The organism is Streptococcus sp. 1001283B150225_161107_H12, assembly GCF_015552665.1.
GTDB lineage: Bacteria > Bacillota > Bacilli > Lactobacillales > Streptococcaceae > Streptococcus.
Window position 1 is genome coordinate 155,525 of sequence record NZ_JADNFC010000004.1, and the last position, 14,764, is coordinate 170,288.

Consider the following 14,764-nt stretch of genomic DNA (forward strand, 5'->3'; position numbering starts at 1 on the left):
GATTAGGTCGTATAAATGGTCGAAGCTGTCGCAATGGTATGCCACTGGTTGGCTGTTGTAGCTGCGAAATCCTTATCTCCGTAGAAATCATTAAATGGCAAGATCTCTACTTCCAACTCATCAATCCGTGAGATGGAACCAGCTAGATAATCTTCAATGCGGCTTTCTGCGCGCTTGATCCGTTGCAAGAGTCCACCCATACGGATATCTACTGTATCCAAGCCAAAGACCTTGTTTTCTTTCAACCATTGCTGGCTAAAGAGCTTGTGGAAGGTTTCAATCTGGCTTCTGAGTTTTGGCAATTCTTCTCTGGCGATTTGTTTCAAGCTGTCTTTATCATCTGCTTGATAGGCTTGACGAATGCGTCGTCCCACATCAACCTTGCCACTTAAAATAGCATTCAACTGGGCCTGAGTTTCGAAAAGATAAGCATAGGCACCAGCTTTTTCTTTAATGTCAGACAGAGTCTCAGCCGCCTGGGCAAAGTGAGGCTTGTCCTGTTCAGGTGCCATGTGCTTATCAAGGATTGGACAAAGGACATCCTGATATAAGACATAGCGGTTGGGATTGATGCCACTCAGATTTCCTGGCAAGTCGGGCAAGAGGTTGGCCAAATCGAGCTGCATAAAGTCCTCAACGGATAAACCGGTATTGGTCTTGAAGTGAGCAGATAAACGCTCTAAATCATTTCGATAGCTGAGTTCTGCCCAGATTTGTAGACTTGGCAGAATAGAGAACTGAGCTGTTTCGCCACCATTATCTCCCCAACCAGTCACAATGACTTCCTTGATCTGATTGGCACGGCAGGCTTTGTTAGCTTCGACAGCGATGAGACGACTGAAATGGTTGTGTGGTGTGAAACCAATCCACTTCCAAGCACCGCCTGCAAAGGTAATATCCTGGCTAATCTTGTGGTGATTACCGAAGTTACGGTTATATTTTTCTTCGCTATCCTGATAATAATCCCAGTAAACCAAGGTCACACGGTCTTTTAGACGATCTAAGTAAACACGAGTTTCTTCTGGAATTTCAACATCACGATCGTACTGGCCATCTGCTGACATGAGTTTGAAGAACATATCGCTCCACATCTGGCAGTGGAAACCATACTTATCGGCAATATCCAGCACGCGCTCCAAATGTTGACACATGAGGAGGCTACGGTCCACAACACCGTTTAAGATGAGATAGCGTCCCAAACCAACCAAGTGGGCTTCGTCCATGCCGATATTGACCTTGCGTGTTTGTAACTTAGACAAAGTCGCAAACATGCCGTCGATTAGGTCGTAAACTTTTTCTTCACCGATAAGGAGAATGTCCTCTACATCACGGAGTTGCTGGACTTCTTTGACCCCCCATTTGACAAAAGCTGACAAGTGGGCCAAGGTCTGGATACATGGTACAAAGGTCATGTCAAACTGCTGGGCGTAGGCTTCAATTTCCTGTAACTCTTCAGCTGAATATGCTCCACGGAAATAGCCAAAGTAAGGTTGCCCTTCAATCTGATAGGTGTCTTCCATGTAGAGCTCAAAGGTTGAGTAGCCCATGAGAGCTAAGACCTCAATCATCTGCTTGGCAGATGCAACATTTAGAACCGCATTTCGCGAACAATCCGCCATGTAGGCTAAATCTTCATAAGCCGCTTGCTCTTCAATCTCTACTTTGTCACCTTCTGCTAATGCTGTTGCGAGAACAGACAAGGCGCGATAGAGTTGGTGAGGTTTGCGATAAGTCAATTGATATTCTCCGCCCTCACCCTTGATAGAGATAGAAGCTTGGTCAGACTGAGCGACTGCCACTTCTACATCTGGTAGAGAAATATGATTTTTTAATGCTTCGATAGATTGGGCTTGTTTGGGACTAAGTCCGATAAAACTTACCATTGCTTTTCCTCCTGTAACCAGTTGACAAGGGCACCGTAGAGATTGGCATCTGCCTGATAGGTACAAGCTTGGATCACTGGCGCAATTGTATACTCTTCATATCTTTCCACAAAGACCTCTACCGCTTTTTGCACACCTTTGATAAAATCTGGGTTTTGGCTGATAGAGCCACCTAGGCTAATCACATCTGGATCAATGAGATACTGGATATTGAGCAGCCCTTGAGCAAGATTACGATTCATACGCTCAATGGCTTCCTGGCAAAGGGCATTGCCTGCTGCAGCCTCTTGGTAAACCTTACGGCCATCCCAATCGGTTTGACCAGATTTTTCTATGACATAGCGAACCATGCTTCCTGTAGAAGCTAATAGTGACCAGTTGTTGAGTTTTTCTGCTGGTTCGATAGTTGTCATGTAACCAAACTCTCCACCCAAGCCATGACGACCACGGTGAAGTTTCCCATTGATAATCATGGCCCCACCAATCCCTGTGCCAATGACAACACAGGCTGCATTTTCAATCTCCGGATGAGCTAGCAGTTCACTAAGTCCAACACAGTTGGCGTCATTTTCTAGATGGACAGGTAGCTGATGATGAGCAAGGGCCTGGTACCATGAAAATCCATGAATGTAAGGAATGGCACTAATTCCCTCGATCACTCCTGTTTCTTGATTGACCGCTCCTGGAACACTCATAGCAATCCCACGATAGTCCTGTTCTGACAAGCGTTGGTCCAACCAAGCCAACAAATCTTCTAAAGTTTCTGGAGTTGGGGTGCTGGTCTTATCTAAAATCTTTCCATCAGGAGTTAGACTAGCAAACTTAATGCCAGTCCCTCCGATATCAATCGTTGCAATGGTCATTGCTTTCACCTGTAAAAAGGAGCGAATCAGCAGTTGGTTCTTACTTTTTTCGCTCCTCCTTTCTTTTTATGTTTACTTTTTGAAATTAAATTTCTTCTTTTTGAATGAGTTCTGTACGAATTTCCTGTGGTGCCAATAGTCCTGAATGGACTGGGTATGGGCGTTCCAACAAGTCAAGAATGGTTTGTTGTTTTTCAGACACACGGACATTTTCTTGACTCATGTTGTAATAACGAAGGACGTAGCCTTCTTCATTTTCAGCAACTTTAAAGGCTGTTGGGCAGACTTGTGGCAAGTTGAGGGCTGGATGGTTAAAGAGACTACCCGTTGTTGCAACGCTACCCTCTTGTTTTGCAACTTGAAGAGCTGTAAATGGCACCTGGAAGGCTTTGGCACGACGGAAAGCTGAAAAACGATCCTGAGCTTGGTGGCACTCTACTGCAAACTCAACTTCGATAGCTCGCAAGCACTGAGCTTCCGGTGTTGGGAAGTAGCCCCAGTCGCCTAGCTCACCTGAAGCACGGAGAAGAGTTACAGCCATGGTGTCGTCTCCAAGGATTTCGTATTCGTGCAATCCTTTGTTAGCTACTGTCACTCCTTTGACATCATCATACAAGCTGACAAAGGCTTGTTGGTGTTGTGGATTTTCAGGATTTTCCCAAGAAGCTGCTGGTTTATTTGGCCGTGTCACCACCTCATAGATGCTTTCCGAGTCATTGCTTGGACGGGTGTTATGAGTTTTGACCAAAAGACGGATACGGTGGTCTTTAGCAGTATTGGTAAAGCTCGTCTTGAAGCGAATTTGCGGATCATCCACAAAGACGGTCATCACTGTTTCAAGAGGGATGGTTGTCACCTCTTCTGAACGACCTGCGTCTCGGTTCATAAACTCAATAATGCCTCTTTGTTCCGCATCCAATTGTTCATCTGCACTGACTGGGATGGTTAAGTCATGCTTGAGCAAGATTTTGGCATAACGAGCATTGTTTTCCAAGATCTCATGGCTTTTCAGCTCCGCATAGATTGGCTTGGTTCCTTTTGGTTGGAAGTAAATATACTCATTTCCAATATCACCGCGGTCTTCGAAGCCAAGGAAGTCCTCATAAGCCTCATTGGTCGTCTTGTCATAAAGGGTCAAGCCATCATCAATACTGAGGGTTACAAACGGCGTATCGAGAACCCCATTTTGGTATATGCCGTCATGATGGGAAGCTTTTCCTTCCAAGAGCTGGAAGGTGGTCCAAGAAAGAGGCGCTAGGTGAACCGGAACCGTCACGCGCACTTGGCGCGCAATATAGGGTTGGCGGAATTTATCCTTAGGTAAGGTATAGCCAAAGCTTGCTCCCAAGTCTTCAATCTCAGCTTCTACAAGATGCCCCTCTAAATCCTCCACATGGTAATCTGGCAAGGTCAAAGCCGCCATCTTCTTGAAGCCCTCTGTCGGGTGCAATTCCTTAAATGGACAAACCGCTACGTCGACAATCGTGCTGACAGTGTCCACCTTGCTATGCAAGCCAGTGTTAATAACTGTAAAGAGATGCTCACTCTGAGCTTTCTGAGTCGCGAGTTTCTCTTTCCATTCATTCAGAAGGTTGGTCTTGACAAAGTTTCCAACTTGATTGACCTTGGCAAAACGAACTTCCATTTCACGGTGAACTTCGTCAATACTACAACCACAGATACTATCATGAGGTGCATTTTGTAAGAGCGTCTTCCAGGCATAGGTCAATTGATCCTTGTGGTGATGTCCACCAGTGATGATGGTCAAAGGTTCCACCACTTGCTCTAGCAAATTGCTGTTCTCTTGAAAGGCTTGTTTGAGGTAAACGCGTGAAGAAGAAGTATTGGCAAGAGTATACCAACCATCCGTTTCCTGACTGGTCAACTCACCTGTGACGGTTGATAATTGTTCAGGAAGGGCACTTTCTACTGCTTGCACGTAGTCCTCAAAGGAACTGTGAATAAAGGTCACGTCAGGGAAGAGTTCATTAGCGACGCGAATTGCTTCACTCAAGTTTCGTTGAACGGGTTGGTGGTCACAGCCGTTCATCATCAACCATTGGTTGGTCGATGCATAGTCACGGACATCCGCCAATTTTTGTTTCCAGAAAGTCAAGGCTTCGTCTTTATCCACTGGAATTTCATTCCCGTTACTGTACCAGTTAGCAAAAAGAATGCCCAGCACACGGCTACCATCAGCCCCTTGCCAGTACATCTCAGAAAATTGAGAGGTAAATTGCTCATCTTCAAGGACTTGATTGTCAAATCCGATTGGTTTGACACCGCGACCAAAGGCTGCTACGTGAATACCTGATTTTTGAAGGATTTGAGGAGCTTGTCCCATATTTCCAAAGGTGTCTGGGAAGTAACCGATCTGCGTAGATTTGCCCCATTTAGCACATTCCGCTTGTCCAATCAAGGTATTGCGGACGTTAGCTTCACTGGAAATCAAGTAATCATCCTGCAAGATATAGAAGGGTCCAATCTTGAGTTTGCCTTCGTCGATATAACGCTGCACCTTGTCACGGTTTTCAGGGCGAATTTCTAAATAGTCATCAAGGACGATCGTTTGGCCATCTAAGTGGAAGCTCTTGAATTCAGGATCATTTTCAAAAAGATCAAAGAGATTGTCAAACAGTTCCACCAATTGCATGCGGTGGCTTTCAAAAGGTAGATACCACTCACGATCCCAGTGGCTGTGAGAGATGATATGTACAACAACATTTTCCATGAGTAAAACCTCATTCTAACTTAAATTTAAAAATAGATTTGTGATTCTTTAGAAGAATCTATTGAGCTAAGGCTCATTAGCGAATATCTAGGTAATCCAAGACTAATTCGCAGAACATCATGTTGGCCCATGAGAACCATTCACGAGAGTAGAGAGTCGGATCATCTACGTGGAAGCTTTCGTGCATGACACCCGTGCCACCATCACAAGCAACCAACTGATCAAGCAAGAATTTCTTCTCAGCTTTATCTGTAGCTGTTAAACCTTGGATAGATAGGGCAATCGGCCAGATATAGCGATAGAAGGTATGAGAACTTCCGAGTCCGCTTGCGTACTTCCCTTCATAGAAGTAAGGATTTTCAGAGCTCAAAATAGTCCGACGAGTAGCTTGGTAGACCTCATCGTCGATCGCGCAGTAGCCAAGATAAGGAGCAGCTAACAAACTTGGCACGTTCGGATCATCCATGATGCTAGCATTTCCTAAACCGTCTACTTCGAAGGCATAAATTTTTTCACCCTTGCTGTTAGTAGTGTAGGCGTAGTTTTCGATCCCTTCTTGAATCTCCGCTTGGAGGCGTTTGGCATCTGCAATGATACTCTCACTATCAGCTATATTCAATGCTGCAAAGATTTCTTGGACATAACCTAAGACTACCACTGCAAACATATTGGATGGAATCAAGTAGCTATACTGACAGCAGTCATCGCTTGGACGGAAAGCTGACCAGGTCATTCCTGTCACAGCAAAATCTGGCCCAAAGCCGTCATTTACCAAGGTATCTTCCTTACGATCGGTATCACGGACGAAACGGTATGGTGAGTTATTGTGGTCTTGCTCCACTGTCCAGAGATGAAGGATTTCCTTGGTCGCTGTAACAAAAGTCTCATCAAATTGACTAGTTTCTCCTGTTTCTTTCCAGAGAAGATAAGCCAACTGCAAAGGGTAGCAAAGCGAGTCTACTTCATACTTACGTTCCCAAATCCAGCCATTCAAATCGGTGTGGTCTGTTTCGTGGTGACCTTTCCAGTTTTCCTCAATATTGAAAGAGTTAGCATAGGGATCCTTGAGAATCAAGATCATCTGGCGCTTGACCAAACCTGCAATGGTCTGACGCAAACGAGGATCTCTTTTAGCCACATGGAGGTAGGGTCTCAGTTGAGCAGTTGAGTCACGAAGCCACATAGCTGGGATATCTCCTGTCAGTACAAAAGTTGAGCCGTCTTCTAAGATCTCAACTGTATTGTCCAAGGTGTCTGTATAGCAACGCTCAAAGACATCCACCCATTCCGGGTACTCCTTGGCACGTTCTGCTACTTGGTCCAGCCATTCTCTGACGATTTCTTTTGAATAAGTCATTCCTTTTCCTCACACGTATCGATTCTTTCCTATTCAGTATAAAAGATTTCAGATGGGAAATACATACGCAAATTATAGCCCTTTTTCTACAAACTTTTCTAGTTTTGAAAAAGACTTTCCCATTTGAGTGGCTTCTGCTAAAATAAAGAAAGAAAAGGGCTTGAAGGCCCTCGTATGACACAGGAGGTCCCGCATGAAGACCGATATTACTCACATTGATACCCGCTTAGGAACAGACAATCACTCAACTTATTCCAACGGCAACACCCTCCCTTACACAGGAGTTCCTTTTGGGATGAATTATTTCCTCCCACAGACAACACATGAACAGGGGGCTTGGTTTTTCAATCCCAACCTTCCTATCTTTCAAGGTATTCGCTTGACCCATCAGCCTAGCCCTTGGATTGGAGATTTTTCCTGGTGTCTCCTCACCCCACTGACAGACATTCCGACTCAAGAAGACCTCTATTTCAGACAGAGCAGTTACCGGGTCCAAGAAGCTGTCTTTCAGCCCCATTATTTAGCCCTCACCTCAGAGCGCTATCAAATCCACACAGAGCTGACACCCAGCCTCTACGGGGCTATTCTCCGCTTTAGAGGGCCGTCTGCACTTTCACTGGCCATTCATTGCCCCAATGGACTAGCTGAAGTAGAATTCGGAGAAACGAATCTACATTTCTACATCCTAGACCAAAATCATACCGACCAACAAGACTTTCCTTTCTATCTTCATGTTGAATTTGACCAAGCCATCACTCGCACTCACTGGCTAGGACAGGATTTGATCCTAGAATTTGACAGCCCTAGGCTAGAAGCTCGATTAGGCACTTCCTTTATCAACCCTGAGTTGGCCAAATCTCACCTTCCTACAGCTAGCTTTGAAGAGATGAAAGAAAAAGCGAGCCGCAAATGGCAAGAGCTAATGGACCGATTTGACATTTTAGATACGGGCGGAGAGGATCGAACATTTTTCGATCACTGTCTCTACCGTAGTCTGCTCTTTCCTCAGACTTGTTATGAAGTAACCCCTGAGGGGAAAGCAGTCCATCGCGATTTCGCCCACAACCGCATTCAAGAAGGAAAATACTTCACGAGTTTGGGCTTCTGGGATCTCTTTCGGACCACCTTTCCTCTCTATAGCCTAGTCTATCCCGAGATTTACCAGGAATTTCTTGAAGGCTTCCTCAGCCATTACCGAGATACCGGTTTCCTCCCTAAATGGCTAGCGCCTGACGAAAGAGGCATGATGCCTGGAACCCTCATTGATGGGATCATTGCCGATGCCATTCAAAAAGGCCTAGCTCCCGACCTCCACACGGAGCTTTTTGAAGCCATGCTAGATACAGCTAGGAAGGAAGACCCAAATGGTCATTACGGTCGACGAGGAGCTAAAGAATACAAGGAATTAGGCTATCTATCCACTGACTATCACGAAAGCGTGAGTCACACCATTGACTTCTCCTATAGCGATTTTTGTATCGCCCAAACTGCCCAGATACTTGGCAAGGAAGAGTTGGCCAAAGAATATGCTCAATCTAGTCTTTCCTATCGAACCCTCTTTGATCCAGAAACAGGTTATATCCGGGCCAAAGATAAGAAGGGCCATTTCAGACCAGACTTCTCGCCCATCAGTTGGGGACGCGACTATGCCGAGTGCTCTGCCATTCAGGCAACCTTAGGCGCCCTTCACGACATCGAGGGCCTCAAGCAACTCTTTGGAGGAGAAAAAGGCTTCACCCATTACTTAACTCGACTAGCCACTCAAGCGCCGTATTATGAAGTGACGGGCTATGGCTACGAAATTCATGAAATGAGTGAGATGGCCCAAGCTCCTTTTGGACAAATTGCCATTTCAAACCAACCGAGTTTTCACATCCCCTATCTCTTCCGCTATAGCCAACACCCGGAATACACTAGCATCCTGATTCAAGCCCTTCGCAAGGAAGCCTTCCAGCCAAGCTTCAAAGCTTATCCAGGAGATGAGGATAATGGCAGCCTATCCTCCTGGTATATCTGGTCGGTTTTGGGACTCTATCCGACTTGTCCAGGCAAGCCAGTCTATGACCTAGGGATTCCCCTCTTCAAACACTTGCGCCTTTACCTCCCTCAAGAGAAAAAATGGCTGCATATCCATAGCACAGCCCACACAGCCCAGGCACACTTTCTTCAAGATGTTTTTCTTGATGGAAAAAGGATCGACAGAGTGAGCCACCAAGAGCTCTTGAAAGCGGAGAAGCTAGACTTCCACCTTTCTTGGCTCCCTAAAATCTAAAAAAGAATGAAGAGTAGGACACTCTTCATTCTTTTTCATTACACCTATACTAGTTAATCCCCGACCTTATAAAGGAAAGAACCTTGTTCCGTAAAACTGTACATCCCAGTTCCGGTCCAGAGACGATCCTTGCTGGCATCAGAATCATCATGGAAGATGACTTCTCCATTTTCATCCGTTTGGTCATCAATCGTAAGCCCGGCAGGAATAAATTCCATCAGAAATCCACCTGTGATTCCTCCGTAGACTCCTCCTGAAACAGTCCCATAGTCTGTCAAGAAAAGACCATAAGACTCATATTCGTTTGAGACCAAACCATTTTGATCAAAGACGAGTTTATTCCCCTTATCATCTTGCCAGACACCAGCTACGCTACTATAATCCCCTTGAGCGATTGCTTCAATATCCATATTTGTTTTTTCTTTCTTATCACTCGAACTCTCAGCCTTCTTTGCTTCACTAGTAGCTGAGCTATCCTTCGATTGACGAACTGTACTTTCTTTACTTTCAGATCCTGTCTCCTGTTTTTTATCACCACAGGCTCCAAGGAAAAACAGTAGAGCAGAAAGCAACAATAGCAAACGATACTTTTTCATCATGAATCTCCCTACATTCAATCTATTCTATAAGCCTTATTTTATCCTTTTTCTAGCAAATTGACAAGTTTCTGTTACTATCAAAAAAGGAACCAACTGGTTCCTTCTTGAATGCAGACAAACTATTGTTTTACATAAAACAGCTAGATGATTTTCAAAAAATGATTATTTTTTTTAGTAATTTAAAAAGATGAAAAACTTTCCGCTGTGAGAAAAGTGCCTGAAACAGAGTTGTTTCAGGCACTCGGGAGTTTTGGAACCTTAGATCCAAAACTAAGTCATGGAACTTCTTCGAAGTTCGTTGACGTCCGTACTCACCTAAGGAAAGTTTCTAAAATTACTTTGTCTTCAATCTGAAAGGAACCAACTGGTTCCTTCTCTATTTGATTAGTGGGCCAACATTTCCTGCGCAATTTCGAATCCTGATAAGTCACTTGGGTAGTAAGTAGGCCAATTTTCCAATTCCTTATAAAGTGCCTCTTGGCTTTCCCCACCGAAGAAAATATGGAAGTGAGCTGCCTTATTAGGAGCAATTTGGTGGTCACTGAATTGAACATACTTGAATTCACCCGCATTCGGATCAGTTGCTTCGAAGAGATACCGCACTCCACGATTCCCTTTTGTATAGGTTAGCGTATGCTTCCCAGCATAGCGGTATTCGAACTTCTTCTCTTCGCCATTCTTATAGAAGGTCATGGTTTTGTCTGTAATGACAATCCGGTCGACATCTGTTTTATAACCGGTGGTGTAGTAGGCTTTATACTCTTCAGCTGTTTTGGATTTGGTTAATTTGGCTTTGTAGTCAAAGACTTGATCCAAGGTTCCATCTTTTAGATAAGGATACACAGACTGCCAATCACCTACATAGTCTGAAAGAGTTCGGTCCTTAATAGCACTGTCCTCAAAATAGCCATTGGCCACTGTTTTGGTGTCTTCTTCCTCTTCTGGAGCGATTTCTTTTCCGGCTTGAGTCGTTGTTAACTCCAAAGATTTGAGGTTGGCTCCCATGATAGAGATGTAGTCTTCACCATCTTTCATCTGCTCATCTGTCAAGCTCTCTAATGGATTCAAAACAGCTAGATCCACACCGGTTTCAGCAGACAAGGTTTTCGATAAGGATTTAGAAGCATTTTCTTCAAAGTAGATAACCTTGATGTCGTTCTTCTTGATGTACTCTGTCAATTCACTCAAGCGAGTTGCAGACGGTTCACTATCTGGTGACAAACCTGAGATAGAGACTTGATTCAAACCATAGTCCAGGGCCAAATAACGGAAAGCTGCGTGTTGAGTAACAAAGTTTTTCTGTTTCGCTGCAGACAAGCTCTTCGTATAGCTATCATCCAATTTTTTCAACTTGGCAATATAGGCATCCGCATTAGCGGTAAAGCTAGCCTTTTTATCTGGGTACTGTTTCACCAGTTGATCACGAATCGTTTCCACCATTTTAATAGCTCTCTGTGGAGAAAGCCAGACATGGGGATCATAGTCATGATGGTGTTCTTCCCCTCCCTCATGGTCATGCTCTTCTTCACCACCTGGTAAAAGCAGCATATTTTCCGTCGCTTTGACAACCTTAGTTTTCTTGCCATCCATTGATTTCAACAACTGAGGCACCCAAGTTTCCATGTTCTCGTTCTCATAGACAAAGACATCTGACTCTTGGATTTTTGCGCGCCCCTTGGCAGACAATTCAAAATCATGGGGTTCCGAACCAGACCCGATCAAGAGCTCCACATCTCCCTCGTCTCCAACGACTTGCTTAGTAAATTCATAGACAGGATAGAAAGTCGTCATGACTTTCAATTTCCCTGACTGATTTTGACCACCACTACAAGCTACTAAAAGAAGACTACAAAAGGCTAATACCAGCCATGCAAGTTTTTTCATAAGATCACCTATTTTCTAAATTTAACAAAAAGATTTGAGAGCAAAAAGAAGGATACAAATAAGAGGGTAATGGTCGCACTAACCGGTGTATCCGGGTAATAAGAAAGAATGAGACCACTGACCATCCCTACAAAACCAATGACCACTGCCAAAAGCATGACTGAACGGAAGGTTTTTCCTAGCTTTAAAGCAATACTAGCTGGCAAGACCATGATGGTAGATACCAACAAGGAACCCGCAGCCGGAATCATCAAGGCAATAGCCACCCCTGTCACAATATTAAACAAGATAGACATGAGACGCACGGGTAAACCATCTACATAAGCTGTATCCTCATCAAATGTAAGGATATACATGGGACGAATAAAGAGAATCGTTAAAACTAAAACAATGGCTGCAATGATAAACAAAGCAAGCACTTGCTCATCCGTAATGGTCAAGGTAGAGCCAAATAGGTACTGGTCCAAACTCATGGAACTTTTACCGCCACCCTTCATGATCACCAAAGCCAAGGCCAAGCCGGTCGACATGAGAATCGCTGTCCCAATTTCCATAAAATCTTTATAGACTGTTCGTAAGTACTCTAGAAATACAGCAGCTATGATGACCACAATGACTGTAGAAATAGTTGGAGAGAAACCAAGGAAGAGGCCAAAAGCAACCCCTGATAGAGAGACGTGGCTCAGTGTATCACTCATTAAGCTCTGACGACGCAAAATCAAAAATACACCTAAGATAGGGGAGAAGAGACTCATGGCAACCATCGCTAACAAGGCCCGTTGCATAAAGTCATATTGAAATAAACTAAGCATGCTCCTCACCTCCATCTTTCTCATGGACATTAAAGCAACGCCATGGAGAATTTTGTTTTCTCACCAAATGGATATTGCGATCGGCAAAATGACTCACTTCTTCAGGATCATGCGTGATCATTAAAACAGCCTTTCCGTGGTGATGGGCACTGTGGTGCATCAATTCATAAAACTCATCCTTGCTACCAGCATCCATCCCAGTAGTCGGTTCATCCAACACAAAAATATCTGGATCAGACGCAAACATTCGTGCAATGACAGCCCGTTGTTTCTGGCCACCGGATAGAGCCCCTAAAGGTTTATCACGATGCTCTAACATCCCAACAGCAGATAAACTAGCTAAAATGTGCTCCTCATCGTGATGATTTAACCGACGAAACCAACCCTTACGAGGATACCGTCCCGATTTCACAAACTCATAAACAGAACTGGGAAATCCAGCATTAAAGCTTGCAATTTGTTGGGGAAGATAGGCAATGCGTAATTTTTTACCAGCTATATTTTCCTTAGCAATTTCAACCGTCCCTACTTTTGGTTTTAAGATGCCAAGACTTGCCTTGATCAAAGTAGATTTGGCGGCACCATTCTCACCAGTCAGCGTCACAAACTCCCCACTATCCAAGTAGTAATTCACACCTTCAAGCACAGGCTCTCGATCATAATAAAACGAAAGATCTTTAACAGTAATATAACGCATTAACGAAGATCCTCCAATAAGCGAGATAAAAACTTAGAAATAACCTTTTGTTCTTCTTGAGAAAATTCGCTCAAAACTTGATTATAAACAGCCAAAGTATGATCATGATGATGAGAATGTTCCTCAGCAACTGGACGCCCCAAATCTGTTAAACGGTACAAAACGATTCGAGCATCTTTCTCATCTTTTAGAGCTTCTAACATCCCAAAAGAAAGTAATTGTTTAACAGCCTTAGTAACAGCAGCTTGACTAACATTCAGCAATTTAGCAAGCTCAGAATTGGAATAATTATTCTTTGATAATAACATTAAAATGTGTTCTTGCGTATTGGTTAAAGAAAAACCACTTGTACAAGAACCTATCAATACTTCATGCTGATTCTCAGAAATAAGTAAGATAGAATTCAAAAACTCATCTATCTGATTAGCAACCTTCATAGGAACTTCCTTTCTATCAACCAGTAAATACTTTACCGGTTAATTATAACACAGTAAAGGAAAATAGTCAAAGTATTTTCAGAAAACAATAAAAACAAATTTTAGTAACTAATAGGTAACTCAACGTTACAAATTCAACGAAAAAAAGAAAAAGACAAGGTCCGAAAACCTTGTCTTTAATACTATACCGGCGGCCGGGGTCGAACCGGCACGTCCTTGCGGACACTGGATTTTGAGTCCAGCGCGTCTGCCAATTCCGCCACGCCGGCAAAGTATAACTGGGGTAGCTGGATTCGAACCAACGCATGAGGGAGTCAAAGTCCCTTGCCTTACCGCTTGGCTATACCCCAATAATATAAAATAGGCGAGTGATGGGGATCGAACCCACGCATGCCAGAGCCACAATCTGGTGTGTTAACCACTTCACCACACCCGCCATATTCTTATACACGGGCAGTAGGAATTGAACCCACACTGAAGGTTTTGGAGACCTTAGTTCTACCTTTAAACTATGCCCGTAAAGGATGGAAGGGGAGGGATTCGAACCCCCGAACCCGAAGGAGCGGATTTACAGTCCGCCGCGTTTAGCCTCTTCGCTACCCTTCCGAATAATATTAAATTATGGCGCGAGACGGAATCGAACCGCCGACACATGGAGCTTCAATCCATTGCTCTACCAACTGAGCTACCGAGCCAAATATTGCGGGAGCAGGATTTGAACCTACGACCTTCGGGTTATGAGCCCGACGAGCTACCGAGCTGCTCCATCCCGCGTTAATATTAAGGAGGATGTGGGATTCGAACCCACGCACGCTTTTACACGCCTGACGGTTTTCAAGACCGTTCCCTTCAGCCGGACTTGGGTAATCCTCCAATATAATATAGTCCGTACGGGATTCGAACCCGTGTTACCGCCGTGAAAAGGCGGTGTCTTAACCCCTTGACCAACGGACCATAATATTAAAAATGGGCACGAGTGGACTCGAACCACCGACCTCACGCTTATCAGGCGTGCGCTCTAACCACCTGAGCTACGCGCCCAAGTTAAAAACTTGGTAATGAACAAATGTTCAAAGCGGGTGACGAGAATCGAACTCGCGACAACAGCTTGGAAGGCTGTAGTTTTACCACTAAACTACACCCGCTTGAAAAATGGGAGTTAACGGGATCGAACCGCTGACCCTCTGCTTGTAAGGCAGATGCTCTCCCAGCTGAGCTAAACTCCCAAA

The 14,764-nt window shown here is 44.3% G+C and carries 10 protein-coding genes and 12 tRNA genes; 1 reads left to right on the top strand and 21 read right to left on the bottom strand.

The window, feature by feature from the left end:
• Positions 1–2 precede the first annotated feature (2 nt).
• The 4 genes from I2C87_RS07420 to I2C87_RS07435 all read right to left on the bottom strand — a co-directional run bounded on the left by I2C87_RS07420 (position 3) and on the right by I2C87_RS07435 (position 6,834).
• Positions 3–1,883 carry a beta-N-acetylhexosaminidase gene (locus I2C87_RS07420; protein ID WP_195324358.1) on the bottom strand — a complete coding sequence of 627 codons (1,881 nt, stop codon included), beginning with the start codon at positions 1,881–1,883 and terminating at the stop codon, positions 3–5.
• Positions 1,877–2,746 carry an ROK family protein gene (locus I2C87_RS07425; protein WP_195324367.1) on the bottom strand — a complete coding sequence of 290 codons (870 nt, stop codon included), beginning with the start codon at positions 2,744–2,746 and terminating at the stop codon, positions 1,877–1,879. The genes I2C87_RS07420 and I2C87_RS07425 overlap by 7 nt, the downstream gene beginning before the upstream one ends.
• Positions 2,747–2,831: 85 nt before the next feature.
• Positions 2,832–5,477 carry an alpha-mannosidase gene (locus tag I2C87_RS07430; RefSeq protein WP_195324369.1) on the bottom strand — a complete coding sequence of 882 codons (2,646 nt, stop codon included), beginning with the start codon at positions 5,475–5,477 and terminating at the stop codon, positions 2,832–2,834.
• 76 nt (positions 5,478–5,553) lie between these two features.
• The gene (locus I2C87_RS07435; RefSeq protein WP_195324371.1) at positions 5,554–6,834 is read right to left on the bottom strand and encodes a glycoside hydrolase family 125 protein; all 1,281 of its coding nucleotides are present in this window, start codon (positions 6,832–6,834) and stop codon (positions 5,554–5,556) included.
• Between the two features lie 193 nt (positions 6,835–7,027).
• On the opposite strand from I2C87_RS07435, the gene I2C87_RS07440 reads away from it, so the two are divergent.
• Positions 7,028–9,106: a GH92 family glycosyl hydrolase gene (locus I2C87_RS07440; RefSeq protein WP_195324382.1), complete on the top strand. Its 2,079-nt coding sequence runs from the start codon at positions 7,028–7,030 to the stop codon at positions 9,104–9,106.
• A gap of 53 nt (positions 9,107–9,159) precedes the next feature.
• Here the strand turns inward: I2C87_RS07440 and I2C87_RS07445 are convergent, their stop codons facing one another.
• From I2C87_RS07445 to I2C87_RS07525, 17 genes are all read right to left on the bottom strand, one after another.
• Positions 9,160–9,705 (bottom strand): DUF6287 domain-containing protein, encoded by a 546-nt coding sequence (locus tag I2C87_RS07445; RefSeq protein WP_195324383.1) that lies wholly within the window; start codon positions 9,703–9,705, stop codon positions 9,160–9,162.
• A gap of 384 nt (positions 9,706–10,089) precedes the next feature.
• Positions 10,090–11,589 carry a zinc ABC transporter substrate-binding protein AdcA gene (locus I2C87_RS07450; RefSeq protein ID WP_154854107.1) on the bottom strand — a complete coding sequence of 500 codons (1,500 nt, stop codon included), beginning with the start codon at positions 11,587–11,589 and terminating at the stop codon, positions 10,090–10,092.
• An 8-nt stretch (positions 11,590–11,597) separates the two neighbouring features.
• Positions 11,598–12,401 (bottom strand): metal ABC transporter permease, encoded by an 804-nt coding sequence (locus I2C87_RS07455; RefSeq protein ID WP_125374845.1) that lies wholly within the window; start codon positions 12,399–12,401, stop codon positions 11,598–11,600.
• A complete protein-coding gene (locus I2C87_RS07460; RefSeq protein ID WP_195324385.1) occupies positions 12,394–13,098 on the bottom strand; it encodes a metal ABC transporter ATP-binding protein in 705 nt (234 codons plus the stop codon). The genes I2C87_RS07455 and I2C87_RS07460 overlap by 8 nt, the downstream gene beginning before the upstream one ends.
• Positions 13,098–13,535: a zinc-dependent MarR family transcriptional regulator gene (locus I2C87_RS07465; protein WP_195214452.1), complete on the bottom strand. Its 438-nt coding sequence runs from the start codon at positions 13,533–13,535 to the stop codon at positions 13,098–13,100. The genes I2C87_RS07460 and I2C87_RS07465 overlap by 1 nt, the downstream gene beginning before the upstream one ends.
• Before the next feature lie 185 nt (positions 13,536–13,720).
• Positions 13,721–13,804 (bottom strand) — tRNA-Leu (locus I2C87_RS07470).
• Between the two features lie 9 nt (positions 13,805–13,813).
• Positions 13,814–13,885: transfer RNA gene (locus I2C87_RS07475), tRNA-Gln, on the bottom strand.
• A 13-nt stretch (positions 13,886–13,898) separates the two neighbouring features.
• Positions 13,899–13,971, bottom strand: a tRNA-His gene (locus I2C87_RS07480).
• Positions 13,972–13,983: 12 nt separating this feature from the next.
• Positions 13,984–14,054, bottom strand: a tRNA-Trp gene (locus tag I2C87_RS07485).
• A 6-nt stretch (positions 14,055–14,060) separates the two neighbouring features.
• Positions 14,061–14,141: transfer RNA gene (locus I2C87_RS07490), tRNA-Tyr, on the bottom strand.
• Positions 14,142–14,157: 16 nt separating this feature from the next.
• Positions 14,158–14,230 (bottom strand) — tRNA-Phe (locus I2C87_RS07495).
• 5 nt (positions 14,231–14,235) lie between these two features.
• A tRNA-Met gene (locus I2C87_RS07500) sits at positions 14,236–14,309 on the bottom strand.
• A gap of 9 nt (positions 14,310–14,318) precedes the next feature.
• Positions 14,319–14,408, bottom strand: a tRNA-Ser gene (locus I2C87_RS07505).
• A gap of 9 nt (positions 14,409–14,417) precedes the next feature.
• Positions 14,418–14,489: transfer RNA gene (locus I2C87_RS07510), tRNA-Glu, on the bottom strand.
• A 13-nt stretch (positions 14,490–14,502) separates the two neighbouring features.
• Positions 14,503–14,576 (bottom strand) — tRNA-Ile (locus tag I2C87_RS07515).
• Positions 14,577–14,609: 33 nt separating this feature from the next.
• Positions 14,610–14,680: transfer RNA gene (locus I2C87_RS07520), tRNA-Gly, on the bottom strand.
• Positions 14,681–14,688: 8 nt separating this feature from the next.
• Positions 14,689–14,761 (bottom strand) — tRNA-Val (locus I2C87_RS07525).
• Positions 14,762–14,764 lie beyond the last annotated feature (3 nt).